Origin of the sequence: Pseudomonas sp. PI1, assembly GCF_000812405.1 — a bacterium.
GTDB classification, from domain to species: domain Bacteria; phylum Pseudomonadota; class Gammaproteobacteria; order Pseudomonadales; family Pseudomonadaceae; genus Pseudomonas; species Pseudomonas citronellolis.
This window is the reverse complement of record NZ_JWMC01000003.1, coordinates 65,655-88,909: the sequence shown is the minus strand read 5'-3', so window position 1 is coordinate 88,909 and position 23,255 is coordinate 65,655. Positions and strand designations below refer to the sequence as shown.

Genomic DNA, 23,255 nt, shown 5'->3' with positions numbered 1-23,255 from the left:
AGTGCCCTATTCCGCCTCTAGGTCCGAGTTAGGAGTTTTTGAACATGTCAGCGATGCGGTTCCACTCCGTAAATTCCCCGGCGTTCCCGTCCTTGATTAACCGGTCCATCTGAGCGATAGGAGCAGAGTCCTGGATGAATTCGATGACATCTCTCGAGCCTTTCCAGCGTTGCATCCCAACGGCGTAGATTGCCTTTCTGCAACGCTCCAGCCTCACTGGATCTGGTTCATCCTCAGCCACACCACGATCATCGTCTTGCGTTCGCTGGGGGGCGGCTACGTTGTCCGATTTCGCATGCGAAACTGGGAAGGGAATGCTTGTCAGGTCGGTAGAGCTTGTATGCGCTTTCAGCAGCTCGAGGATCGCCACATCAGTGAATGTTGGATAGATCAGCTTGGCGTAACCAAGGCAGTAAAATTGCAGATGGATCACATCGTCATCCGATAGCCCAACCTGGATGGTCAGCGTACCTACTGCTTCCGAGTCGAACTCTGTTGCAGTAAGCATCCGGGCGAACTGGCCGTCCTGAAGAGTGAAGCCCTGGAGTCGTTTTGGAGATGCGCTCGCACGAACTATTTCGTATTCCAACCGCGGCTGCTGGTCAGAGAGCCAACGGTATAACTCACGTACCGCGCCGAGCCCAAGGTTGAGACTGAGCTTGTCCGGGTCGTCATTTAGTAGGTACCTGCCCTTCGCTTTATGGGAGAACGTGAGACGGAGTGCTGTGTGCACACTAATCGCCTCGCCGGCGGCATTCACGTCGTTTCGGATGTAGATCGCAGCGTTGAGAGCGTTATTGCTAAACACCTGGTGAGCAGCCAGGTACTTCCCCTTGGCCGGCATCTTCGGGTTGGCGGGTGTATACACCCAGCCAGAATCTGACGGCCGCCCTTTAAGATACTGTGTGTGCTCGGCCTTGAAGTCGATCAGCATGAAGCCCCCCTTTTCATGAAACGCCGGCGGTGGAACGCGATGAGGAACAGCGCACCAGCAATCCAGACCGAATGGGCGACTCCGCAAAGCATGTAGAACAGTTCTCGAACCAAATGATGGACCCGGGTGGCGCCCGCGCTATCAATCACGATTCGTGCCTCTCCCTTGTCCAGGTAATAGAGCACAGCTGCGACGCCATCATCCGAGAGGTCGTTGAACACACCGAAACCATGTCCTTGCGGGAATGGCTTGGGGTGAGCCCTGAAAAAGGAATCAACCCCCTTCAATTGCTCCCTAAGTTCGGGTTTGAAGGCCCCATCCTCGAATGCGGTGCCCCGCCAGCAGGTCACTTTTGCTTGCTCACATTTGGGGGCGAAAGACTCTGCAGAGGCTTCAACCAGGTTGTAGTTCGTCCAAGCGAGATCCTTTGCCCAGAGAGGAAGAACACGGTTCACGAGGACGAGGTGGAAAACGGCAGTGGTGAGACAAACACTGATCAGAGCTACCAAGATCAGGGTACGGTCCATTGTTCTCCACCGAGAGCGGGAAACCCTGATCGCCAGGCCGAAGATACCCAATGCCGCGACTCCTGCGGTGATGAACTGAGGATTTGTACCTTCATTCAGCAGTAGGTCGGCCAGGTCGAAAGTCAATTCCAGTTTTACGAATGTCCAGGCGAGCAAAAGCGCTCCGCAAGTGCCGGCGGCACGCAGAGTTGGTCGGATGGATAGGAAGGCTGCGAGGAATGAAACGAAGTAGATTAGGGTGTGATCGAGGTCAGCAAGATCGAGCATGGTAGGGCTTCCAAATGGGATGCCCTAGAGGTTACCGGCAAGGACTTGGCCTTCCAGTGAAAACGGGGGGCTGAGCGCCAGGGGGCTGATTCTCAGCCCCCTTCAGCGTGACCAGGTCCACGCGCGCCCTTGGCCGCTCCGATCTGCCGCGGAAATTACCGCAACAGCCGAACGCAGGCATCGAAGTCCCACAGCGAAGTGAGTACGTCGACTTTCTGGACGCCGCCCATAAAAGCTTTGAAGAAGGAATCATCGGCAAAGAGAACCAGCACGTGGTTCCCCGGATTCGCCATCTCGTCCGCAGGACTGAAAGCGTAATAACCCATGCCAGGAAACAGCCCCTGCAGCTTCCGGTTCCAGCGCTCGATGTGATCGCGAACGAGTTCAAGCGGCATTGAGTCTGGAAACATCAACTTGGGCGCTGTGTGGCGGGCTATGTTGCCTTCCACCCCTTTGGGGAAATGGCTCTCGAGTGTGAGCCCAGAATTCCCGAAGGATTTCAGCAGGTCGTAGGCTCTGTTCGATACACCGTTCATGATTCACCTCTCGATTTCGGTAAAGGGCGGACGCCACCTCCAAACGCCCTCGTCGAGGATGCTTGGAGGTGACGTCCGCCCTCCCCTAAGGGAGAGGCGGTGTCACTTCAGGCTTAGAACATCCGCAGCACTGCGGTAACCAATCCTTCGACGGTTACTCCCACGGACCAGCCGATACCAGCCATGAACAGATACCAGCCGAGAGCGCGAGCGCTACGACTGGATGCGTCATGGTCGGTGTACATATGGAAGAATTCGCGGTCACCGAGGTTGGCTTCGCCAACAATCAGTTCCGCTTCCTCTTCCTTCTTGGAGATCCCCAGGGCCAACTTAGCGTCGTAATCGATCGCCATGGCATCCCGGGGCAAAGGACGACCTTCGTTTGCTCCCATTGCCCACAGAACCACAAAGTGGCCGTTTGCAGGGTTGAAGATCTTCACCAGCTTTTTACGGCTGACGATCCCTGTTTTCTTGTTCTCCGATTTGATGTGCTGCCAGCCCAACCGAACAATCGACTGGCCTGCATCCTCCCGAGGGAGGCTGAAGACTTTGCCGAATGTCACGCCGTTTACAGGTGGTCGCGCGGCGAAGTGCTCCTGGACCGGCCTCGGGTCAAAGACCTTCACCAGTTTCCAGACAGCACCAGCCAGTTTCAGAACAACCACATCGGCAACAGCAGTCAGCTTTGCTTTCAGAACATGAGTCATGATGTTTCTCCTCTGGGAGCCGGAGCCCAGTTCGCACACTCGAGGGTGGCTGAATGAATTTTCAGGCCCCGCCGGCGCAGGGGTCTGTTCGCAGTGAGTTACTCGTCGCAATCAAAGTCGTCGTTTTCCATCTCTCGCATGAGCGAGTCGGAAACCGGTTTCTCTTCTTTTGCTTTCCGTGCCGCTGCACGCTTCTCCCGCATCTGGTCCCGTTTGGTCAACCTGCGGATCGTTTCCCCCGTTCGGGAGTTATCGATGAAGTCGTGCTGCGTCATGACCTGCAGGAAGGCCTGCAGGCATGCATACGGATCTTCATCCTCCTCCATCATGCGCAGCCGGATGGCGAGCACATGGACGGAGTTGATGATGAGCCAGCAGCAGGGGTCAGTGAACACCGGTTCAAGAGCATCCCTCGCGGAGGTCAGCACGAACTGGCGATTGAGTTCCCAGATCATCGAGCCTCGTTTTCCGAAAACTCGACTCCCCTTGAACGGCTTGCCTACTCGGCGGTACTGGTATCCGAGCTCGTCGGTTTGCCACTTGCCATCTTTGATGACCGGTGCCATTCCGAGAGCCTTCTCCAGGCGCTCGATCGTGGAATTGTCTGAACGGGTATCCGACGTCGAGAGTGCATCCGACAAATCATCATCCTCATCCAACTCTTTCACGCCAGGCAAATAACCGGAGGAGGACCAGAGGGCCTTCCTGTCGATTACCAGCCTAGTTGGGGCCTTTCGAACTGCTTTGGGTTTCTCAACTGCGGTTGATTGATTGATGGCTACTCCAAACAAATCCACCGGTGCATCCGCCTCCGAGGAGGGTTGAATGGGGTTGGATAGGATGGGTTCACCAAAGAGATCGACTTGCATAGTGCGCTCCATAGGGCGCACCACTCCCCTGACGGGGTGTGGTGGCCCGTCAGGGGTGGGAGGGAGGTATTGCTTAGAGGAACAGCGCGAAGTTCTGCGACAGAGCCGGTTTCGGCTCCTCATGCACAACAGGCGTGGACTCAACCGCGTCCGGGACCGTGGTTTCGTCCTCTTCGTCAGTAGCTTGTGCCACAACAACCGGAGTTGCGGTGGTTTGAGCTACAGCTGCTGCAGGTGCAGCAGCGCCAGCCTGTACAGTGCTCGCAACCGAAGTTGCAGGCATGGACGCCGCGGCCGCCGAAGCGGTCGAAGCAGGCTGGTTCAAAGTTGCTTGCTGGGCTTGCCCAAGATTGGCTTGAGCAGTCGCAGGAGCTTGCTGAGTGATGTTGCTCACAGCAGCAGTGGTTGCTACCTGGATCAGGGGTTGGCCATTCTTCAAGCGGTCCCAAACGATGGTCTGGTCACGCAGAGACTTCAGGCATTCCCGCAGATTTTGGAATTCACCACCAGTAAGGAAACCGTTAGCCGGCACCTTGTCCATTTCGCTTTTCAGGGCGTCATGGAGGGGACGGATAAGCGGGTGAATGAAAGCCAGGGAATTCAGCTTCACACACATCGCTTGAGCACGACGGACAGTTCGGGGGTTAACCTTCACTTCGCCCGATTGGCTCCCGGTTGTCTTCTTGTCGAGGGTTTCCAGGATCTCCATGGACTCTTTGCAGACGTGTTGAATGACTGCTCCGAGGACACCCTCCCGCAAAGCAACAACGCTGTCGCGTTGTGCTTCATACAGGTCCGCATCGAACTCGCCATCCTCCATTGTTACCGGAGTGACGACAAACTCGAATTTGAACCGTGCGGCTACCTCTTCCCAAGTTGGTTGGCGCTTACGAAGGTGTTCGGCCAGCAGCATTACCTGGGCAGAGTCGGCACCTTTCGCAATTGCCTTCTGGCTCATCTCCAGCAGGTGCTTGTCGCACATTGCCTGATAGCCAGGTTCATCTTTAGCGAGTTGCTGAGCCCACTCCTCCTTGATCTTGTTCAGCTCGCGGATCTTGATGACCGCTTCGCTGCGGCTCATCACCGCCCCAATGGAGCACATGATGGAGCCGTCTTGCTTCAGGAGGGTTTCGCCGTTTTCACGAAGCCGGGCGTAGTTACGGAGAAAGTCTTTCGGGAAGATCTTCTCAGTCACCAGCTTCCGGATCTCATCGTGCAACTCTTCAACCTTGATATTCAGCACGTCGAGGTCGATCTGACGATCGGCCGCCATCGCGGAAACCAGCAGGTTGATTACTACTACTTTGTTGTCATTTGCAGCGCTGATTACTTGAGTCATCGGTATTTCCTCGCACCCGCCGCGCACGGGGCATTGAGATGAACACCCGGGCGCGGAGCCGGGTGGTTTGAGATCAATGACCTCGAACAAACACCCGGCAGTGAGCCGGATGTTTGGTCCAGCTCACTGAGCAAGGAAGGCCCCCGTGGGGGCCACTGTTACAGCAGACGTAGAATCGTGCCCTCTCCCAGCGGAGTGCGTTGGGAATAGCCGTACTCTGTTTTGTCCAGCACATAGCTGTAGGTTGCACGCATCCAGCTGAAGCTCAAGACGAGGGTGTTGCCCTCATCCCGGACCCGAAGATCGCGCGCGAATGTTCCTACCTCCTCGATGTAGCCCTGGAGTTCGGCTTGGGTAAGACGAACTCCTGTGGACTCGCGACGAAAGTGCAAAACGCTGTCTACTGACCGTCCGTAGACTTGAGTTTGAGTTGCCATTGAATTGCCCTCCCCCGTCGCGCACGGGGTGATCATTGAGAACACCCGGGCGCGAGCCGGATGGTTTTCCAGCTCGTTGGAGAGAGGGAGGCCGCCCCGAAGGGCGGCATCAGTGGTTACATCAGCAGCTGCTTGGCTTGCTCCAGAAGAGCTGGACCAACGTCATCTGCGGTTGCAGCAACGGCGTACGGGATACCCGCCTCTTCCAGCCAGTCCTTTCGGACCTCATTGCCGATGAGGAGGTACACCACCTTGATTCCAGCGTCGACCGCTAACGCAGTCTGTTCTGTAGCCAGGGTCGCACACGACGGAGCACCATCCGTGAGGACAAACATCAGCTTCCTCTGTGCCGGATGGCTTGCCAGGCGTTGGGCTGCTTGGAAAACCGCCTCACCAATCGGGGTGTGATTCCCGCCGGTGATGCTGTCCAGACCGCCAATGCGGTCAACCGCGTTTTGATGGGAGTCCCCGAAGGTCCTCACCACCGTGTTGAGATGGCCAGTTTTTGGAGCAAAGCCCAAGAACTCGCGTGGAGTGTCGATCCTGTGGAACACCTTCTCCATGATCAGCAGGCTCTGCTGGATGGATTTGGCAACTGTCTGCACCTCGTACTCTTTTTCATTGATAGCTTCCCCAGCAGCAATGGCCTTGGCTTTCGCCTTCGCCAACGTCGCGAGAACGCTAGGATCAACCCAGCTTGTCGAGCTGGAAAGATCTGCAAGAACAGAGACCGCTGCGGTAGGGAATACCGTTTCCTCTTTACGTTCGAAGATACGGCTGTCTCCCATACCTGCACGGTAGAGGTGAGATTGTCCGAGCGAACCGCGGCGCGTCGAGTAGACGTCCGCTTCTTCTCGGTTTAACAGGTAGGCCTGCAGTTTCGTGGCCAGTACATTGACCTTGCGGTCTAGCGCATCAGCCAGTTCACGTGCATGTTCCTTGTCAGCAGGGCAAACAAGCATCCCTTCGACCAGGTCCTTGACCGTTCCAGCCCCCAGTGAGGGTTGGTTCTCCACATCGCTCGGTTCAACTTCGAAAGCTGGAACCGGAGCAGCATCCTGATAGTCCGGGTTGGTACCGTTCTGGATGCTAGTCGCGAGTTGCTGAATCACTTTGTCCATATCCAGGACTTCGGAATCGTCACCACCATTGCTGCTGAGCATTTGCTCGATCAACTCGGCGAGGTCGACCCCGTTTTGCCCTTGGCTGTCGCCTTGGGCATTCTCGGATTGGTTATTGGCATCAGCGTCATCCTCGCCCGGCGCACCTTGGCCATCAGCCTTGGAGTCGGACTCGTCTTCAGCTTTACCGTCATCGCTACCCTGACCACCGGTGTCACCGTTGGTAGGTTCTTGATCATCTTTCTGGCCCTGGCCTTGGCCGTTGTCAGAGGTCTGATCGTCTTCCTGATTACTCTCATCATCCCCTTGCGAGGATTGCTGATCGTCCTGGTCATCCCCTTCGTCACCTTCCGAATTGTCGTCTTCAGGCTCCTCTTGGGGCTGCTCATCCTGCTGGTCACGCTGCTGCTTCAGCATTTCGATCAGCCGAAGGGTGAGATCGCCGGCGTCTTGAGTGGAACGAACGCTCGGGTACTCAGCCAGAAGGATGGTTTCCAGGTTTTCGCGCACCTGGTCGGCATGCTCACCGAAGTGGGCATCGAAGTTTTTCCGAACAGCCGCTAGAGGCTGCTGGTACTCACTCCACCGACGGCTGCGAAGGAAGCACAAGGTGTAGCTTGCAAATGCTTCTTGGGGGCTTTGGCTTCCGTCCCGGAACATGCCGCGATCGAACATGATCGCTGCTCCCTGACGGAAGAAACGCTCAGAACGTCGAGAAGACCGAGTTTGAGCGTATTCCATATACACGTCGTCGACAGCGTTCAGCAGCAGGCCCGCGAAGGCACCATGCTCCATGCTGAACTCCTGAAAAAACGGCACATCGCTGTGCATGATGTGGCCGACTTCGTGGTAACCCCAACGCTTGAACAGGATCAAGTCTTCCTCTGTCAAATTCGCCGGCAGAGACGGCAGGTACGCGACCTTACCGTCGGTGCACGGTCTGACATTCGGACGAATCACGAACTTGATCTTGGAGTTTCTTGCCAGAACACGAAGGAAGGAAATCCAACCGTCCTGGAACTGTTTCGCGGTACGTTGCAGCTTACTCATGATCAGACTCCCTTCCGGATTGCGTAGGCTTTCTGGGCGTGCTCATTGGCCTTCTCTCGCAGCACACGAAGTGCTTGAGTGGGGACCTTAAAGCGGGTGTAGATCACTTGGTCTGCAACGTACGTGGCCCGTTTCAGGTACATCCGAGCGGCAACCCGGTGGTACTTGAGCAGGACTTTGTCTTTTGCTGCTTTGATTGCTTTCTGAATCAGGTTCATGGGTATTTCCTCGCACCCGCCGCGCACGGGGCATCGAGATGAACACCCGGGCGCGGAGCCGGGTGGTTTGAGATCAATGACCTCGAACAACAACCCGGCTGTGAGCCGGATTGTTGGTCCAGCTCACTGAGCGGAGTGACTGCCCCCGAAGGGGCAGTCCGCATGGATCAGCAGGTTTCCCCGCGGATCAATTTTGCTTCCAAGTCATGACGCAGGACTTGGTGGCGATGGCTTAAAAACTGATCTTTGGCCCGCACTTGGTAGGCGGGGTTTTGGATCTCGTTTGCACGGCCTTGAACCTTTTGGGCGAGGCGCGCCGCCTTACGGCGGTAATGCGCACTCATCAAACGGTGGTAGGCATGCAGCACAACGCCAATCCAGAACTTATCCAGAGCAGCATCCAGTTTCGCGATTGCGATTTTCATGGTCTTACCTCTCACCCGCCGCGCACGGGCAATGTAGAAAAAAGCCCGGGCGCGGTGCCGGGCTCGTTAGAACAAACCCGGCATGAGCCGGATTTGTCCAGCTCACAAGGAGGGAGGCCCATGGGGCCTAGTTATAGGAACAGGGACATACCGATGTTGGTGGGCACCGAAACCTTGGTCCTGGAGCCACCTAGTAGACTGGCATCTTCAAGCACCTTCAGAAGGCCAGGGAACGTCTTGTACCAGTCCATTTCTTGAACGGACTGGCGTTGGAACGGTCGCTGGAAATCGAGGGTGTAGTCAGAGTCACTCGTTACCGAGAACTCGGCTCCGGCTTTGTTGAGCTCGGCAAGAAAAGCCCGTGCACAGACATCCAAAACCGACTCTTGGGTTCTAAATCGCCATAACCCCTTCCCGCTTGGCAGCAGGTTGGTGCTGTCGATAAAGCCCCTTTCCTCGAAAATTTCTCGCCCCTTCGGGGACATGGTTTCCCAGTCCCGTACCGAGGCGATGCCTTTACGAATCGAAGCCCCGTTCAAAGCGACTTCAAACTCATTGCCTACCATCCTGAAAGCTAGGGGATGACCCGCATCGATGAGCACCCGAACTACATTCTCTAAGTGGGCAAGCCCCTCATTGAACTGCTCTGCAGTGCAGCTTTTGACACGGACATAGATTCCCCGGCTTAGGAGGTCAAACTCAGCGACTATCGACTGGGCTGCATCGAGTTCCACGGGGGAATGATCGATTGGCTGCGACGAATAGCCGTTGCTTCGAGCGTCGGCAACCTGGGCACAAACATGCTCCCAGGCTTCCTCCGCTGTTCCGCAGAGCAACTCCTTCTTACCGGAAACACCTCGCATGACTGAACCTTCCCACACTGTCACGAGGAACGTATTCACGTCCCCACGTACAGCGATGAAACGTCCCGAATCGTTCGTCAGGTAGAACATCACCTACCTCCTTACGCTATCTGAGCCGCATTGCTAACCGCAGCTTTCGTCAGCGCATCCAGCTGGTCCGCCACCGAGGTGGTGTACTCTTCCGGAAGTACGAGGTCGCGATCGAAGGTTTCATCGAAGAGTTCGCGGGCCAGAGCCTGGTCCGCTTCTTCGAGGTTGCCGTAGATAGCGTCGACGAAGGATTCATCCAGATCATCATACAGAGCCATTTTGGTAACCCAGCGTTTGAGCTCACGGAAGGAGATGTTGTCGAACGCCTCCTCCTGCGAAAACGCAACACGGAACCGGAACGCGAACTCAACCATCAGTTGGATGTTGAGATCATCCACTCCAGTGTTCAGACCATGCAGAGCAGCCATCTCTTTCTCAGCCGACATGAAGTTGGCCTTGAAGGAGGTGAAGCGGCTACGTACTGCAGCGTTCTGTCCCTTCGTGCCGGCATACCGGGGATCACGCGAGGACTTACCACCAGTGTTATCGGTTGCGAACAGCCGGAACGACGGGTGACGAACGATGTTCATCCCACCTTCGAGGCCGAGGAGTTCCCTCGGGTCCAGTTCAGGGTCAATCCCGTGGTGTTTCAGCGTCACGACCTCATCACCTTGGAGGATGTCGTTCAGACTGAGAAGCACGCCGGGATTCAGGCTGCAGATTTCGTCGATGGTGCAGCTCAGCCCATGGCGATAGGCATAACTCAGCACACCATCAACACTTTTCACACCGTCCTTCCCAAGGGTACGGAACCCTACCAGGTAACCTTCATCAACACCGGGGCCGGCATTGATTGCGATTGACGGACGGTTAAGACGGCCATTGATCTGGTTGATGAGGGAGGACTTACCGGTCCCCTTCTCGCCTACCAGCATGATGGAGTCTTTCGTCGCCATGCTCAGGAGAACCCGGCGAACCAGGCTCTCATTGAACACGTAATTGCTGTCGACACTCGGCGAAAGCGGATGACGCTCTGCCGGTACCGGGATCGGTTTCTCAAAACCCTTCAGAGGGGTAGAGAAGCCGAACAGCTCGTGGACCATTACCGGCTCGAACTTCTGGCTGGTGACAGCTTGGATGTGAGCGGCTTTGATCTCTTCGACGGTGATGTTCTTCTTGGCTACGTTGTTCATTTGTATTTCCTCGCACCCGCCGCGCACGGGGCATTGAGATGTACACCCGGGCGCGGAGCCGGGTGTTGTGAGATCGGTGACCTCGAGCAAACACCCAGCACTGAGCTGGATGTTTGGTCCAGCTCACAGAGCAAGGAGAGCCCCTAAGGGGCCCGTTATTAGACGGCTACGCGGTCGTACATGGGGATCGCATCCGAGTCGTAAAACCCGAACATGATCATCCCAGCGCACAGTCGCTCTTCTGCGAGTCCGATTCTCCGAGCCAGCTCGGGAACCGAGAGATGCAGATCGATTTGCAGGTTGTTCAGCACGGCCCAGAAGGAGCGTGCTGGCAATACCTGGACCTCAATGACCGGCAGGATGCCAACCATCACGATCTCTTCGATTTGCTCTGACTGAGGAACGTCGTAGACGGCTCCATGAACGAACCCCTTCTTCCACTCGTCGTAGGAGATGGTGTCGGGAGTTTCAGGGTTGTCAGATAAGGTCCGGCCTCGTAGCGCAGCCTGACGGCCTTGCTCCCAGCTGGTTGCCCCGAAATAGACTTCCTGGATGATCCCGAACAGTTCGTTGTCGCTGTATTGGCGTTGTTGCATTGCTAAAAGCTCCTACCCGCTGCAGACGGGAGAATTGAAGAGTTCACTCCCGCCTGCAGGTCGGGAGGGTCCGACCTGGCTTAGCCTGGTTGGTCGTCGTAGAGGCGTGCGATGTCGTCCCAGTTGCCTGGTTCTTTCGCTACCAACCAGCCCATTGCCCATGCCCTGCCCTCTTGGGACATGGATGGGTACGGATTGGATTGGTTGGAGTTGCCCGAACGATATGCTTCTTTGCCTTGTTGAAACGCCTTCATTGAATGCTCCTTCCCGAAATCCGGGTGATGGCCACCCGAAACCCGATCACCGGGCCGGTTTTCCGATGTGCTTCATTTCCGCATGACAGGCCGCGAGGGCCAGATCCAGGGCAAACCTCGTAGCGAGGAAAGCCATCCCCAGTGGGGTGTGGAGAAGAATCGGTTTGAGCAATTTTCGAATTATGTTCGTTGTCCGCAGCACGTAATCGGCAATGATCACCGACCAATACATCATCGGAACAATTGCTTTTGGTGCTGGTATATCTCCCCCGCAGCCAACATACAGGGCGAACCCGACTGATAGCTTTAGGTTAGAAACGAACTTGGATTTTTTGGTTTTCATGGTATTCACCTTCTAGTTTAGTTAGTTCATGGTTTTTCTCCTGTCCTAACCCCAGAGGTGATCATCCCTAAGGGGAATTTCACCCCCAGGGTATGTCCATGGAATTTATGGCGTGCTGCTTCGTGTACCAGCTACGTCGCCACCGGCACGCCGGCGCTCAACGTAGTCACAACCCCAGTAAATTGCGAATGCAAGAAACAGGATTCCGAGAGTCACACTGAAAGACATGGTCGCATCCTCGCGATGAGTAATAAGAGATTCTTTCGATCCTCTACTCACCTAGGGGCTACGTGCACGCTTCTTTGCCCGACGCGATTTACGTTTTACCGTGCGCGTCGGCTTCATTTTAGGACGCTTCTTCCGTCCCTGAGCCGTTGAGTTCAACGTAATGAGTGCAGTCATCAATATGGAAACCACAAAGACTATGCGAAGTTCATTAGTAGACCATCCTACGAACAGGGAGGAGGCAGAAGCACCCATGATGGACGCGATGATCACGACCATCAGGTTTTTTATGTAGCTCATGTTGCCTCCAAAGTTACGCCGTCGCGTGTTATGTGAAACACGACCAGGGCGTCCCGCCGGAAGTGTTGAACTTCCGGCCCGAAAGGGCTGGAAATTAGCCCTCCGGTTGGAGGAATAGCGGTGGCATATCGTCAGTATCCAGAGAGAAGTCGAGCATGCCCTGCTTACGCAGTTCAACTCGGTCCTTAACTCTGGCTTCTAACTTGGCTTTGATTTCATCTCGAAGCTCATTGTGTTTCCACTTGGGCATCGAGCGGGACCACGAACCGAGGTAATGCGCACCGTGGAAGTCGCTCCGAATCCTCGGAGACAGCAACCTGTGCGTTAGTACCTGCTTATTCGAGCCCCATACCACATTGATGCCTTCCTCCCCGTCGGAGCTCATGATGAGTTCAGAGGAGTTGGCAATAAGCTGTAAACGCTCGTGGTACGACACCCTCCCAAACTCTTCAGCTAGTAAGGCGCCTTCGGCCAAGTAATTCCGCATCAGGAAATCACCAATCTTACGACTGGCGAGATCCTCAGCTTCCTTGTCACGGCGAATTCGTACAGCACGTTGAGCGTAGCGCTCCATTCGATAAGACTCACGCATGTAGCCTCCTCGAGGGCGCACCAGCCCCGTAGGGCTGTTTTGCCCCACAGGGTTGTTTAAATTCAGATTAGGTCTGCAAGTGTCAGACCTGCTTTAACGCTGTATCCCGACAAGCAACCTTCGAGGCATAGCCCCGCCATGTCACACCGTTTGGAGTGACTATCGCAGGGTGAGTCGTAGGCCATATGAGGGGCACGGAAAAACTCACCTGCGCGAAGCCGTTTGGCAACTACGCGGGCATATTCCACTGCTTCCTCAATGTCGGCCGCCGTCCGTTTTACCCAGTGGACTGGATGCCAGATGGCGTTCACAACTGATTTGGAGTCCGGTTTCGTGATGTTGGGCTTCTGCCCTGAGGCATAACCACAAAGCTTTGGCTCTCTGATTCCCAACTGCTGGCATGCTAATTTCACTGCCAGCCAGTAGTAGGTCAGCTGATACCCGTATCGGGAAAACAACTCACCCTCAGGCTGTGCAGCGGTTTTCCAGTCCAAGATCACGACGTCGCCAACATCAGCCAACATCTCCCCTTTCGGGTTGAATATTGGTTTTGTGCATTCACCGACAAAGTCGATTACTAGCGTGATGAAGGTACGCTCAGCGATTTTCAACTTGAACTGTCCTTCAATAATCAGTGGCTTGAGGCCAAGATTACGGAAGTAAGACGGAAAGCCTGCAGCTAATTGTTTACCAAGAACCTCTGCTGTTTCCCGAGACTTAGACTTGGCCATGCTTATCAACTTTCCGTCGGATAAACCTTCGAACTTGTTAATAAACTGAGTGGCCATTTCCTCCTCTGGAATGTATCCCTTGACGAACCCTTCGATCACCCAATGCAAGGCTGAGCCGAACAGTAGGTTGAGCGGGGTTGCCTCGGGTTTTACACGAGCTCGGTAGTACCCCAGCAGCCGAGTGCAAACCATGGATTTCATGATCTGCGTTGGAGACAGCGTTATGTCTACTTCATCCGGGAGTGGATTGAAGATGTAATGCGGATTCACGAACGAAGTCATGCGATCACCTTTTCTAGGCGCACACGACTACCCGAGGGCAATCTTGTCGCCCTCGTGGGTTCTTGAATGGTTTAGAAGTCTACGACTTCAGATTCTTTTTCAGGTTGGTCATCCTCTCCACGGAAAAAACGCCCTTGCGCAATTTCCAATTGCTCACCTTCCGGCTGTTGCCACAAGGATGGAGCTTCGAGAAGTTCAACTTGGCCTGTCATGGTGTTTCCTCCTATATCCCCGCTGCACCGGGAATAAGCTCGCGAAGAGATCCCGTGCAGGGGTAAGCATTGAAGCTGGAGGGTGCCTTTGACTGGTTAGCGTGCGAACACACATACCGAAATGGCGGGGAGATACACGTTCCTGGAACACGTCTACCTTGCAGGAGCAAAGGACATGCCTGGTATCTCGAGATTGTGGACTGATCAGACGATCGTCCAGTCTGTTCCAACAATGTCTGTGCTCATCTAACTCGAATTCGAGTATCGAGTCGCACCCCAGAAAACCTCGGTGAATTCACCAACGTAGTCTGGGTTTGCTCTTTCGGAGAAAGGCAAATGGGACAGACACTTTTTAGCCGAGCACATCCTAGTAGTCAAGATGTCCAAGGTCGAAACAAGCTACTCTGGGTTTAGCATGCGAAAAAAAACCCCAGACCAGCAAAAGCTGGACCGGGGTTTCTTGAGCGCTCACGCACAGGCACTGAGCAAGCCATCTGCGTTGACTGGCTTGAAGCCCATGAAGATCCCACCTTCGCATGCTTTCGCACGCAGGAGGTGGAAGCGTTGCGGCAATGGCTGTCCAACGACCTTCTCAACCACGATGATATCTTCCCAATCCTGGCCCTTGGCTCCAGGAGTGTGAATCACATCGGGCAGCATGAAGGCCACCTCGAACCCTTTACGCATCAGCTCAATAAAGAGCTTCCACGCAAAGGTTTGTCCATCGCCATATTTCCCACGTGCTTCGTTGTATGGGTCGTTATCAGACCAGATAACTACCCTATCGAATTCAGCACGATCGACAAACAACGTCGCCAGAGTGGTGCAGGCATGCGCTACTCGAACAGACTCGCCTGTTGCCAGGTGGATTGCCCATCCTTTCTCTACGCCTTCGGTCACATGCAGCGTCCTGCAACCTTCAACGTTTGCTACTCGGATTGACGCTCCTTTGAAGCCAGACAACGGGGAATCAATTTTCTTCACCTTCGAGACACCTTCCAGCTTATGACCATCCGGAGTCAGGTAGATCTTGTGGAAATTCACCACTCGACCAGTCCTGCTCCGAAACGCCGACACGATGGCCGGGAACCGACCGATGAGCTCCTTCACAACCTGACCATCTTTCTTACGGGTTTCGTAATACTCGAGGGCCGGGTGGAATTTCACGTCACCAAGGTTGCTGTTAAGCGGGATACCGCGGTGTTGAAAGTACAAACGGCCAGGAAGAGCATCCGGGTGGGTTAGCGAGATCAAACCTTCTGCAGTCTTGATGTGCTTCGCCTTCCGCTTCTGCTCATCCTCCGGACTTATGCCAGCCCGTGAATTGACCACTACAGGAGTGACCTTACGGGTATAGCTTTTGCCGTTTGTTAGTGCATCTCTGACTTTGAACATTACGTCGGTGAAGTTGCGACCGACGCCGTCCAGGATCAGAAGCTCTACTGGGTCCCGGCCACCGTCCTGCAAGCAGGAGCAGATAGCGCGGTCTTCGTAGCCCGGCTTGTTTGAGAATCTGAAATCACTCTTCCCTCCCCCATTCCGGTGACGGTGTGGGAAAGGGCAGTCGACCAGATGTCCATGGTTCTTGAGTGCAGCATCGAACGAGCTAGTCAAACGTGGGATCACGTTAAGCCAACCGCCGTTGCTCTTCACCAGCTCCAGGACTTCCTCAGACAGTTTCGGACGATTGTCGTCTTGACGATCCATAGCTACCTCCAATTGCAAGGCAGCCACGTCCCCTTAGGGATGGCTTGCCCTAAGGGTGGGAATTGCGCGAGCGCGAGTTTTTAAAGAACCCAGCTCCAGAATTCTGGGACTGGAATCTTCTCCAGACATCCGTGCGGAATTTCGCATGCGAAAGCTGGGGGAAAGATCACCTCCAACGCTAAGGAGGCCCCCAGCTGAAATCAAGGACATGAAGTCTACAAATGCAGAAAGGCCCGGTGCATCGCTGCGCCGGGCCTTTCGTCTCATCTGTCTAGGGCACCTCTAATACAGCCTGCAAAGGTTGTATTAGGGGTGCCCTTGACTAAGTCATAGGGCACGAGATCAGCATTCAACTCCAGCAGCTTCAAAGGAAGCACATCTGTCGTGTTGGACCTTCGTCATTGTGTTTCGCGCATCATCTCCCTGAAAAAGGAAGAGAGCAGCAGAAAGCGCAAAGGCAAAGGTGAGTGCATATTTCATGTCGTGGTCCTCAATGTGAATTGAGACGACCACTACCCTCCCGAAGGCGATGTGGATCGCCCTAGGGGTCGAGTGAGATTTGCTTAGAAAACACTCTGCGACGGAATAGCGAATGATGAGGCCAAGGGGGCACACACCAAACACCAAACCGAGCGAATGTCACCACAACGCAGCAACCAGCTCAGCAAAATTGGCGAATGGGCGTGTTCACACCAAAACGCAAAATCGCAGAGTGAAGTCCTTTACGAACTCACGCGACACTGACTTGTTAAAGAACGTGAAGCAGGTAGATCACGATGATCAAGATGCAATGCACCTGGAACATCGCAAAACGATGAACCAAGTGAAAAGCACCAGGTTCACCTTGAAGCGAGATGATCAGAACGGCGACTGAATACAGTCACTGAACCAATCTCCCACCACAACCCTTGAATTCAAAGGCGGGGGCGGGTTGTGATCAGCTATCAGTGAGTTCACCAACAGCGGGAGATCACGAGAAAACGCCTTCACGATAGGTCGCCCTACCCCGCCATTCAAGTACGCCGTGTCCCAAAATGAAAAAGGGCGCCTCAATTGCTTGAAGCGCCCTATTCCCCTACTGAAGATTTAGTTCAGCCATCGGTCTCCATCGCTGCGACGCTGACGATATCGATCTGATCCACCTTTATCTGCTTGGGCTGTTGTGATCCGCCGATCATCAGCATGCACCATGCCTTGGAAGGATCTTCGCTGACGCGATCATTCATCAAATACCCGGACGCTACCGCACTGTCCAGTGCAACCTTGATACCGATTACCTGACGCTCCGCAGTAATCGGTATGTATCCCTTACCATTCTTCTTCGAAGAACTATTCGGCGCAGCGGCCGGCCCCTGTTCCTGCGAAGGGGTGGTTACAACTGCTGGCGTATTTGTCTCGCCCTGGCCCTGGGCTTTTGACTGCCCCTCGGGTTTAGCATGCGAAACTGGGGACTGGTCGGTCTGACCAGGAGGGTTCGCCTGAGAAGAATTACCACCCTTCCCTACCCCATCTTGAGCTGGATGCCCGACTTTTCCAGCTTGGTGTTCAGTTTGCGGTTCTTGTGCCGGAGGAGCTTTCGTGGGCACTGTCTTGCCTTTTGCTGCTCTGACCGCATCACGTACTTGCTGCCTGCTGATGGAGCCTTCCGCTTTTGCCCTTTCAATGAATGCAGTGAACGTCTCGGGCTGAAGGTTCTTCAGTTGCTTCATTTCCCGTAAGACTTCGCTGTCGCTCGTAATGCCTCCTTTGATCAGGTCAACCAGTTCCTCGGGAAGGTCTGCGAGTCCCAAATGAATGGAGATGTAGGTCTCGCTTTTCCCCATGTAGGTAGCCAAGTCCTGGTTGGACAGGGGCTCCCCAGCAGCCTTAGCTTCAGCTTTGGCTTCAGCCAAGGCTTGACCAACCTCATAGGGGTTGAGATTTTGCCGCTGCTCGTTTTCGATCAGCTGCGAGAGGATCTCCTTGGCCGGCGTGCGTTTCTTGCCGTCAACGATAGCTTTCAGCTTAAAGCCTGGGCGAAGTACCGCAGCGGCATAGCGACGACCGCCTTTCTTCAAGGGGTACTTCTGAGTTTCAGGATTCATCGGACCAACGATGATGGGGGTTTGCTGCCCTTCGTCATCGTAGCTAGCTGCCAGTTCCTCGATCTCCTTGAAGTCTTTCCTCACCTGAGGTTTGACTTCGATCTGATCTACGCTGAGGAGAATAATCTGATTCTCCTGTGCGGCCCGGCCAAGGTCCATCAGGTCATTCAGTCGAGTCAAACTCCCTAGGTCTAATGTCTTAGCCATTAGATTGCCCCCACTTTCTTAGCGCGCGATTGGCTCTTTTTCTTTACCGGCTTTTTCTTCCGAGGCACCTTCGGTGCGATCACCACAGGCGTGATTTCTACGCCTGCTCGGTGCGCCATTTCCTCCATCAGCCTGATCATTTCTACGCCGGTCTCACGCTCAGCACCATTGGTTCGCATGCTCCAAACGGGCTTGCATTGGCGCAGCGCGGTATCAATTGCCCCTCGGATCGAGAGACTGTTTTGAAGAATTTTGGGACCAACTACTTTTCGCAGGTCCTCCAACGACTCGCGGTGAGCGTTCACGCGAGTGTTGTATTTGTTGCAGATGATCCCAGTAGGAGTGATCTGAGTGCCGAACAACGGCCCGACCATATCGAACGTCTCGATTAGAGAAATCACGCCATCTACAGCGAACGCCGCCAGCTCCACAGGTACAAAGATGTGATCCGATACCACAGATGCCGCAATCATCCGCACCCCATTGGTAGGTGGGGTGTCGATTACGATGTAATCGTAATCCTCTGCCAACTTTTGGATGTGCTTGGCAAAGGGACCTACCGCCGACAAGCCAATCTGCTCTACTGAACTCAACTCATCGTCTTTGTTCAGGGCATAAATCAAGTCGGCGCCGAGTGCCGTCTGGAGGGGCTTGAGATCAGGCAGTTCTTCTTTGAAGAGATGCGCGCTGCGGAGCCCTCCATTGCGGGAATCAGGCGCGAGTCGACTGGAGAAGTTGCCTTGGCTGTCCAGGTCGATACCCAGCACGCGGTATCCCTGCTCTACCAAGTAAACCAGCCAATGGAAATCGATCGTCGTTTTGCCTACGCCGCCCTTCTGGTTAGTAACAGCATGGACGTCGGCGAGCAGTTTTCTCTTCTTGAACGGGATTGCGGCCATGTGAGGCTCCTTGTCTGCAATGGAGTCCACTCTAACCGCATTGCAGTCCATTTCAAGTCAAAACACCTGCTTTGCAGCTTTTTTTCATGGCGGCGACCGCATTGCGAAATCTAAAAACAAAAAGGGGCGAATCCCCTCGCCCCTTCTCACTGAGTTTCGCATGCTAAACCGGCGTTACATCGGCACCTCTTGCGGGTGCACGGTCGCATGATTGGTATTGGTCGTGCGGTTTAAATACTCGACGCGCTTCGCTGCAGCGAGCTTGTCGTAAAAGCGCCCCATGTAAAGGTAGTACGTGCTCCCTTTGTGTACCGGTTCGAAATCCTTGATCCCGTAAGCTTCCAGGTAGCGCTGGAACTTCTGCCAGCTACCTTCATCCTTATAAACGTAGAGGACGTCGTAGATCACACGTGACTTTGGGGATACTACGATCGGTGCTGGGGACTGTACTGAAGATGTCACAGGGCCGCCGGCAAGCACCGCGCTACCAGCATCTGAGCCCCTCTGAATCACAACCGGAGATATCTTAGGCTCGAACTTGGCCACAGTTACTACTGGTGCCTGCTTGGATGCGATAGCCAGAGGCTTCGCATCTTGTTTGACCGGCTTGTCGTCAACCTTGGCGTAGGTGGTTGGCTTTTCACCATAGGAGCCTGCGTAGACCGCTCGACCAGTGACGACCGGGGCCACGACTGTAGCCTTTTTGATTTCAGCGCCGGCCGTCAAGGCCGCTACCTCTGTCCGGGCTTTGGCGGTGATTTCAGTTTTCTCACGCGCGAGTCGTGCTTTGATTTCGGCGATTCGGCTCTCTGTTAAGCTCCCGATCTCAGGCGAAGGCTGATCCGTAATTGCTGCTGTTACCGCCACAGGTGTCTGCAGCTGACGGGAGAGATCAGCCAATCGTTCATGCTCTTTCTGAGCCGCTGCCAATTTCGTCTCAAGCTGGGAGAGTTGCCCTTTCAGCTCACTAATCTGGTTATTGATTTCAACAACCGCATTTGCTGCTCGCCGTTCAGCGTCCGCGTTAGCTACCGCCATTGCAAAGCGTTGCTTCTCAAGAGTGCGGGAGCTTTCCGCCTTTTGTTCCGCAAGCTGAGCTTTCAGTTTCGCCAGATCGGCCTGCTTGGCTGCATCAGCAGCTTTCAACTGCTCAATCTCAGCCATTGCTCGATTCTCAGCCTCGAGTAATGCGCGGTCACGGTCATTCTCAATGATGGACTGGCGTATGGCCGCCTTTGAATTCTCTTCAGCAACCCGGGCCTGTGAGGCCTGGGTTGCCGCTTGGAACTCTTCAATCCGGCTCGACTCAGTTGAGGGAGCTTTACCCGAGCCTAGATCCTGTTCGTAGGCTGTTGTAGAAAGCGACGCCTCCAAGGCCTGCTTTTGCTTTTCGAGCGAATCAATCTGATCCTTGAACTCGTTCAGGCGGCGCATGTAGAGAATCTGCGATTCGGTGTACTTCTGGCTACCGAGACCATCCTGGATACGTTGATCGTACTGGGATTGAGGCTCGATGGAAGCTAGCTCCACCGGCTCATGGGTGGAGGTACAACCGGCTAACACTGCCGTCAGAGCGATAGCCAGCAGAGTTGGCACCGGGAATGGTCGGTTTAGCATGCGAAATTATACCTTCGGCCTCTGGCTACCCGCAGGATGGTCGGCAAGGTTCGGCAGGGCCATAACAATGGCTTCTGTCGTAATAATGGAAACGGAGTGCCCAAATTCGAGGGTAGGGGCTAACACTCGTCGACTTTGATGCCTAGCCGCTCCAGAAGCCCTGCGAATTGATCGTCACCTGTCATGAGAAAGCCCATCTGCCAATTGCCACTCGGTGTCTTCTGAATCACACAGGGATACCCCGTGTGATCGGATACCAGCCGGGTCAGACGTGCGATGTCGGCGTCTTGCTTGGGCAAGTTGACCTTTGGCTTAGGCTTGTTGAGGTGCTTGGCAACCTCATCTTCGATCTTCTTAACGCTCCACCCCAGCCTTACGGCTTTCGTCGCGACTTCACGTTGGATGCCTTTCGAGTCGAGTGAGCACAGCGGGCGAGCCTGAGTCGCCGTGAGTTTGCCGTGGATCAGGAAGTCCTTGGCAGTGATGTCCAAGGTGAGCAACCGCAGGTAGTTGGAGACGTGCGACCTGCTTTTACCCAGCTCCTTGCCTATTTGCTCGTGGGAGAGACCGGTTTCTTGTATGTCTGCATAGGCTTGAGCTTCTTCGATCGGGTTGAGTTGCACCCGGAGAACGTTCTCTACAGCAGAAATGAAACGGGCCTGGTTATCCGTGTAGTGCCCGATCCGACAATGCAGGCGGGGGATCATCTTGAGTTGCGCCGCGCGCCAACGTCGTTCGCCGGAAATGATGAAGTAGCCGCCCTGAGCCCGGGGACATAGCACCACCGGGGTTACATTCCCCCCGGCCTTGACCATGCTGTCACCTAGCTCTTCCAGCTCTGCAAGAGTGAAGTTCCGACGGGTTTGCCAGATGCCAGGCTGCATGAGATCAACATCGACGTCTCGGTGCTCAACAGGTACTAGGTTGATACCCAGGCAATGGGACTCTGTGGGGTTGATTCCGGTCTCTGATTGATACACGTGAAACCCTCGTGCGTTCGTGAAACATGATACACGAGGGATAACGGATTGGCCGCAAAAATCAACGCCCTAATGAGCTGGCCACCTGAATCGTTGCATCTTCGATTAGTCCCCAAGGCCGCCCTGCAGGACGTAAGCAGATCACCAGGCCAGGAGACTCGCCTCTGGAAGTGTAGGGTAGGGGGTGAGCAATGTGGGATGGATCATCGTCCGGCAAGAACCCATTCGAAACAAGTGCATCAATAACCGGTTTGCAGGCCGCGGTAACACTTTCTGGGTCGAGCAAGCTGCTCTCACCTGTGATGTATACCTCCTCGACCAACAGAGGATAGGTCGCAATGGCTATCCATTCCTCGAGAACAGCCTTGTAGGTGTATCGAAGGGCCTCCACTCGTTTCAGCCATGTGTTCTTCAGGCGGGTGGCCTTGGCGTCGTGGACGCGGAGCATGGTGTTGAGAGAGACCAGCTTCGCCCCGGGGAAGCAAATGGTCAGTACCCTGGATGTAGATTCCAGGCTAATCCTGTCTTTCCTCCCATCCATATTGGCGGTTTGGACTTTTTCGAGGCGCTGGACGGCCTTGCTCGGCTTTTTATCAGCAGGGGAGGGCGGGGTAGATGTTGGCTCGCTTTGGAGCTGCCTTGCAATCCGCTCCAGAAATTTGGGATCACTGGCGAATGCAGCCCGGTGGTTTGACTTACGCATAGGTCCTCCAGAAACAAGGGAGGACCATAACCGTGCATTGAGATATGACCAGTTTTTACCTGCTTGAGGTCGGTAAGGGCAGGTACGTCCAGAAGAGGGCACCTCCTGAACATTATTAGGGCATGAATCAGGAGTTGTTCCATGTCCAATATTCGATCTGTCTGCATCGTCGACGACTCCCCCGGAATGCGGAAGATGGGGGCCGGCTTTCTGCAGAAAGCTGATATCGAGGTTCACCTCGCAAAGGATGGGTACGAGGCCCTGCGTGTTATTCGCGAGGCTAGGCCTGATGCGTGCTTCATCGACATCGAAATGCCTAACCTGGACGGATTGAAGCTTGCCTCAATCCTACGAGCTTCGACTCAATTCAAGCACCTACCCATCGCCATGCTTTCCAGTGCGAGTTCACCTTTCGACATACAGAAAGGGCTCTTGGCAGGCGCAGATCTCTACCTGACCAAGCCGTTCACAGGCGACAAGATCGCGAAAGCACTCATTGATATGGAAGCGATTATCGATGAGCAGTGATATCTCCAGCGGTCGTTACAAGTGCATTGGGTATCGGATCGGCGATACCTACTGCTTGAGCCCTTCATTGGCGGTAAACGCCATCACTCAGGTTCCTGTTAGTCCCACGCAAGTGCCCGGAACGAAGCCCTGGTTGCTCGGGGCAACCAAGCTGGATGGAGACATCATTCCTTTCGTGAACATAGCTCGGTTCCTCTCGATCCCTCAGACCATGTCCAGGGCAGAACACAGTAACCCAGTGGCTTTGATCGTCCGGGGCGGAGCTGATGTGGGTGACGTAGGCGTCATCGTAGATCAAGTGGTTGGGTTCATCCCTTCGGGCAACCTCACTGACGCCCCAAATGCCAATTTGAAGATCCCACCCGGGTTAGGTGCTTGCCTAGTCGGAGTCGTAACAGGCGACGCCCGGACGTGGGCTGTCATCGACATTCAGGCGCTAATTGCCGATCCCAAAATGCAAACGATTGACCTCACATGAG

At 54.7% G+C, this 23,255-nt stretch carries 28 protein-coding genes; 2 read left to right on the top strand and 26 right to left on the bottom strand.

What is annotated here, in order from left to right; translation table 11 throughout:
* Positions 1-28: 28 nt before the first annotated feature.
* From RN02_RS01010 to RN02_RS31940, 26 genes are all read right to left on the bottom strand, one after another.
* Positions 29-934 carry a hypothetical protein gene (locus tag RN02_RS01010; RefSeq protein ID WP_010792574.1) on the bottom strand — a complete coding sequence of 302 codons (906 nt, stop codon included), beginning with the start codon at positions 932-934 and terminating at the stop codon, positions 29-31.
* Positions 928-1,728 (bottom strand): hypothetical protein, encoded by an 801-nt coding sequence (locus RN02_RS01005; protein ID WP_010792575.1) that lies wholly within the window; start codon positions 1,726-1,728, stop codon positions 928-930. The genes RN02_RS01010 and RN02_RS01005 overlap by 7 nt, the downstream gene beginning before the upstream one ends.
* 155 nt (positions 1,729-1,883) lie before the next feature.
* Entirely contained in the window at positions 1,884-2,264 is a 381-nt protein-coding gene (locus RN02_RS01000) for a hypothetical protein (RefSeq protein WP_010792576.1), read from the bottom strand.
* Between the two features lie 113 nt (positions 2,265-2,377).
* Entirely contained in the window at positions 2,378-2,971 is a 594-nt protein-coding gene (locus tag RN02_RS00995) for a hypothetical protein (protein ID WP_010792577.1), read from the bottom strand.
* Between the two features lie 98 nt (positions 2,972-3,069).
* The gene (locus RN02_RS00990; protein ID WP_010792578.1) at positions 3,070-3,840 is read right to left on the bottom strand and encodes a hypothetical protein; all 771 of its coding nucleotides are present in this window, start codon (positions 3,838-3,840) and stop codon (positions 3,070-3,072) included.
* Between the two features lie 73 nt (positions 3,841-3,913).
* Complete coding sequence (locus RN02_RS00985; RefSeq protein WP_010792579.1) at positions 3,914-5,179, bottom strand: DUF3150 domain-containing protein; 1,266 nt, start codon at positions 5,177-5,179, stop codon at positions 3,914-3,916.
* A gap of 158 nt (positions 5,180-5,337) precedes the next feature.
* Positions 5,338-5,652, bottom strand: a complete 315-nt coding sequence (locus tag RN02_RS00980) for a hypothetical protein (protein WP_019439022.1) — start codon at positions 5,650-5,652, stop codon at positions 5,338-5,340.
* Positions 5,653-5,732: 80 nt separating this feature from the next.
* Positions 5,733-7,787 carry a hypothetical protein gene (locus RN02_RS00975; protein ID WP_043312600.1) on the bottom strand — a complete coding sequence of 685 codons (2,055 nt, stop codon included), beginning with the start codon at positions 7,785-7,787 and terminating at the stop codon, positions 5,733-5,735.
* Between the two features lie 2 nt (positions 7,788-7,789).
* On the bottom strand, positions 7,790-8,005 hold the full coding sequence (locus RN02_RS00970) for a hypothetical protein (RefSeq protein ID WP_010792582.1): 216 nt from the start codon (positions 8,003-8,005) through the stop codon (positions 7,790-7,792).
* 167 nt (positions 8,006-8,172) lie between these two features.
* Positions 8,173-8,430: a hypothetical protein gene (locus tag RN02_RS31950; RefSeq protein ID WP_010792583.1), complete on the bottom strand. Its 258-nt coding sequence runs from the start codon at positions 8,428-8,430 to the stop codon at positions 8,173-8,175.
* Between the two features lie 131 nt (positions 8,431-8,561).
* A complete protein-coding gene (locus tag RN02_RS00965) occupies positions 8,562-9,383 on the bottom strand; it encodes a hypothetical protein (RefSeq protein WP_010792584.1) in 822 nt (273 codons plus the stop codon).
* 11 nt (positions 9,384-9,394) lie between these two features.
* Positions 9,395-10,516: an AAA family ATPase gene (locus RN02_RS00960; RefSeq protein ID WP_010792585.1), complete on the bottom strand. Its 1,122-nt coding sequence runs from the start codon at positions 10,514-10,516 to the stop codon at positions 9,395-9,397.
* Positions 10,517-10,674: 158 nt separating this feature from the next.
* Positions 10,675-11,112, bottom strand: coding sequence for a hypothetical protein (locus RN02_RS00955; protein WP_010792586.1), 438 nt, complete (start codon positions 11,110-11,112; stop codon positions 10,675-10,677).
* 80 nt (positions 11,113-11,192) lie between these two features.
* A complete protein-coding gene (locus RN02_RS33820) occupies positions 11,193-11,366 on the bottom strand; it encodes a ribosome modulation factor (RefSeq protein ID WP_010792587.1) in 174 nt (57 codons plus the stop codon).
* A 46-nt stretch (positions 11,367-11,412) separates the two neighbouring features.
* Positions 11,413-11,709 carry a hypothetical protein gene (locus tag RN02_RS00950; protein WP_010792588.1) on the bottom strand — a complete coding sequence of 99 codons (297 nt, stop codon included), beginning with the start codon at positions 11,707-11,709 and terminating at the stop codon, positions 11,413-11,415.
* Between the two features lie 279 nt (positions 11,710-11,988).
* Positions 11,989-12,234 (bottom strand): hypothetical protein, encoded by a 246-nt coding sequence (locus tag RN02_RS33670; protein WP_010792589.1) that lies wholly within the window; start codon positions 12,232-12,234, stop codon positions 11,989-11,991.
* A gap of 94 nt (positions 12,235-12,328) precedes the next feature.
* Complete coding sequence (locus RN02_RS00945; protein WP_010792590.1) at positions 12,329-12,826, bottom strand: hypothetical protein; 498 nt, start codon at positions 12,824-12,826, stop codon at positions 12,329-12,331.
* 62 nt (positions 12,827-12,888) lie between these two features.
* Positions 12,889-13,839 (bottom strand): PD-(D/E)XK nuclease family protein, encoded by a 951-nt coding sequence (locus RN02_RS31945; protein WP_010792591.1) that lies wholly within the window; start codon positions 13,837-13,839, stop codon positions 12,889-12,891.
* Between the two features lie 71 nt (positions 13,840-13,910).
* Positions 13,911-14,051, bottom strand: a complete 141-nt coding sequence (locus tag RN02_RS33665) for a hypothetical protein (protein ID WP_019439024.1) — start codon at positions 14,049-14,051, stop codon at positions 13,911-13,913.
* Positions 14,052-14,519: 468 nt separating this feature from the next.
* On the bottom strand, positions 14,520-15,758 hold the full coding sequence (locus tag RN02_RS00940; protein ID WP_010792592.1) for a DUF7146 domain-containing protein: 1,239 nt from the start codon (positions 15,756-15,758) through the stop codon (positions 14,520-14,522).
* A gap of 342 nt (positions 15,759-16,100) precedes the next feature.
* Positions 16,101-16,238 (bottom strand): hypothetical protein, encoded by a 138-nt coding sequence (locus tag RN02_RS33660; protein ID WP_153274579.1) that lies wholly within the window; start codon positions 16,236-16,238, stop codon positions 16,101-16,103.
* A gap of 611 nt (positions 16,239-16,849) precedes the next feature.
* Positions 16,850-18,001 (bottom strand): ParB/RepB/Spo0J family partition protein, encoded by a 1,152-nt coding sequence (locus RN02_RS00935; RefSeq protein ID WP_223198331.1) that lies wholly within the window; start codon positions 17,999-18,001, stop codon positions 16,850-16,852.
* A gap of 47 nt (positions 18,002-18,048) precedes the next feature.
* Positions 18,049-18,948 carry a ParA family protein gene (locus RN02_RS00930; RefSeq protein WP_010792594.1) on the bottom strand — a complete coding sequence of 300 codons (900 nt, stop codon included), beginning with the start codon at positions 18,946-18,948 and terminating at the stop codon, positions 18,049-18,051.
* Positions 18,949-19,122: 174 nt separating this feature from the next.
* On the bottom strand, positions 19,123-20,544 hold the full coding sequence (locus tag RN02_RS00925) for a hypothetical protein (protein ID WP_223198330.1): 1,422 nt from the start codon (positions 20,542-20,544) through the stop codon (positions 19,123-19,125).
* 140 nt (positions 20,545-20,684) lie between these two features.
* Entirely contained in the window at positions 20,685-21,545 is an 861-nt protein-coding gene (locus tag RN02_RS00920) for a ParB/RepB/Spo0J family partition protein (RefSeq protein ID WP_010792597.1), read from the bottom strand.
* Positions 21,546-21,606: 61 nt separating this feature from the next.
* Positions 21,607-22,248: a hypothetical protein gene (locus RN02_RS31940; protein ID WP_019439026.1), complete on the bottom strand. Its 642-nt coding sequence runs from the start codon at positions 22,246-22,248 to the stop codon at positions 21,607-21,609.
* A 141-nt stretch (positions 22,249-22,389) separates the two neighbouring features.
* Between RN02_RS31940 and RN02_RS00915 the strand changes: the two genes are divergently transcribed.
* Positions 22,390-22,776 (top strand): response regulator, encoded by a 387-nt coding sequence (locus tag RN02_RS00915; RefSeq protein WP_010792598.1) that lies wholly within the window; start codon positions 22,390-22,392, stop codon positions 22,774-22,776.
* Positions 22,766-23,254 (top strand): chemotaxis protein CheW, encoded by a 489-nt coding sequence (locus RN02_RS00910; protein WP_019439027.1) that lies wholly within the window; start codon positions 22,766-22,768, stop codon positions 23,252-23,254. Before RN02_RS00915 ends, RN02_RS00910 begins: the two co-directional genes overlap by 11 nt.
* The last annotated feature ends 1 nt before the right edge of the window (position 23,255 follow it).

Bases quoted from the DNA above. Each gene is read 5' to 3' on its own strand.
- RN02_RS00950 (WP_010792588.1), bottom strand. From the start codon at position 11,709: ATGAAAACCAAAAAATCCAAGTTCGTTTCTAACCTAAAGCTATCAGTC.
- RN02_RS31945 (WP_010792591.1), bottom strand. From the start codon at position 13,839: ATGACTTCGTTCGTGAATCCGCATTACATCTTCAATCCACTCCCGGAT.
- RN02_RS00995 (WP_010792577.1), bottom strand. From the start codon at position 2,971: ATGACTCATGTTCTGAAAGCAAAGCTGACTGCTGTTGCCGATGTGGTT.
- RN02_RS33820 (WP_010792587.1), bottom strand. From the start codon at position 11,366: ATGAAGGCGTTTCAACAAGGCAAAGAAGCATATCGTTCGGGCAACTCC.
- RN02_RS00940 (WP_010792592.1), bottom strand. From the start codon at position 15,758: ATGGATCGTCAAGACGACAATCGTCCGAAACTGTCTGAGGAAGTCCTG.
- RN02_RS00945 (WP_010792590.1), bottom strand. From the start codon at position 12,826: ATGCGTGAGTCTTATCGAATGGAGCGCTACGCTCAACGTGCTGTACGA.
- RN02_RS00915 (WP_010792598.1), top strand. From the start codon at position 22,390: ATGTCCAATATTCGATCTGTCTGCATCGTCGACGACTCCCCCGGAATG.
- RN02_RS01010 (WP_010792574.1), bottom strand. From the start codon at position 934: ATGCTGATCGACTTCAAGGCCGAGCACACACAGTATCTTAAAGGGCGG.
- RN02_RS00975 (WP_043312600.1), bottom strand. From the start codon at position 7,787: ATGAGTAAGCTGCAACGTACCGCGAAACAGTTCCAGGACGGTTGGATT.
- RN02_RS31940 (WP_019439026.1), bottom strand. From the start codon at position 22,248: ATGCGTAAGTCAAACCACCGGGCTGCATTCGCCAGTGATCCCAAATTT.
- RN02_RS00955 (WP_010792586.1), bottom strand. From the start codon at position 11,112: ATGCAACAACGCCAATACAGCGACAACGAACTGTTCGGGATCATCCAG.
- RN02_RS01000 (WP_010792576.1), bottom strand. From the start codon at position 2,264: ATGAACGGTGTATCGAACAGAGCCTACGACCTGCTGAAATCCTTCGGG.
- RN02_RS00980 (WP_019439022.1), bottom strand. From the start codon at position 5,652: ATGATCACCCCGTGCGCGACGGGGGAGGGCAATTCAATGGCAACTCAA.
- RN02_RS00990 (WP_010792578.1), bottom strand. From the start codon at position 3,840: ATGCAAGTCGATCTCTTTGGTGAACCCATCCTATCCAACCCCATTCAA.
- RN02_RS00930 (WP_010792594.1), bottom strand. From the start codon at position 18,948: ATGGCCGCAATCCCGTTCAAGAAGAGAAAACTGCTCGCCGACGTCCAT.
- RN02_RS31950 (WP_010792583.1), bottom strand. From the start codon at position 8,430: ATGAAAATCGCAATCGCGAAACTGGATGCTGCTCTGGATAAGTTCTGG.
- RN02_RS01005 (WP_010792575.1), bottom strand. From the start codon at position 1,728: ATGCTCGATCTTGCTGACCTCGATCACACCCTAATCTACTTCGTTTCA.
- RN02_RS00985 (WP_010792579.1), bottom strand. From the start codon at position 5,179: ATGACTCAAGTAATCAGCGCTGCAAATGACAACAAAGTAGTAGTAATC.
- RN02_RS00935 (WP_223198331.1), bottom strand. From the start codon at position 18,001: ATGGACCTTGGCCGGGCCGCACAGGAGAATCAGATTATTCTCCTCAGC.
- RN02_RS33665 (WP_019439024.1), bottom strand. From the start codon at position 14,051: ATGACAGGCCAAGTTGAACTTCTCGAAGCTCCATCCTTGTGGCAACAG.
- RN02_RS00970 (WP_010792582.1), bottom strand. From the start codon at position 8,005: ATGAACCTGATTCAGAAAGCAATCAAAGCAGCAAAAGACAAAGTCCTG.
- RN02_RS00910 (WP_019439027.1), top strand. From the start codon at position 22,766: ATGAGCAGTGATATCTCCAGCGGTCGTTACAAGTGCATTGGGTATCGG.
- RN02_RS00960 (WP_010792585.1), bottom strand. From the start codon at position 10,516: ATGAACAACGTAGCCAAGAAGAACATCACCGTCGAAGAGATCAAAGCC.
- RN02_RS33670 (WP_010792589.1), bottom strand. From the start codon at position 12,234: ATGAGCTACATAAAAAACCTGATGGTCGTGATCATCGCGTCCATCATG.
- RN02_RS00965 (WP_010792584.1), bottom strand. From the start codon at position 9,383: ATGTTCTACCTGACGAACGATTCGGGACGTTTCATCGCTGTACGTGGG.
- RN02_RS33660 (WP_153274579.1), bottom strand. From the start codon at position 16,238: ATGAAATATGCACTCACCTTTGCCTTTGCGCTTTCTGCTGCTCTCTTC.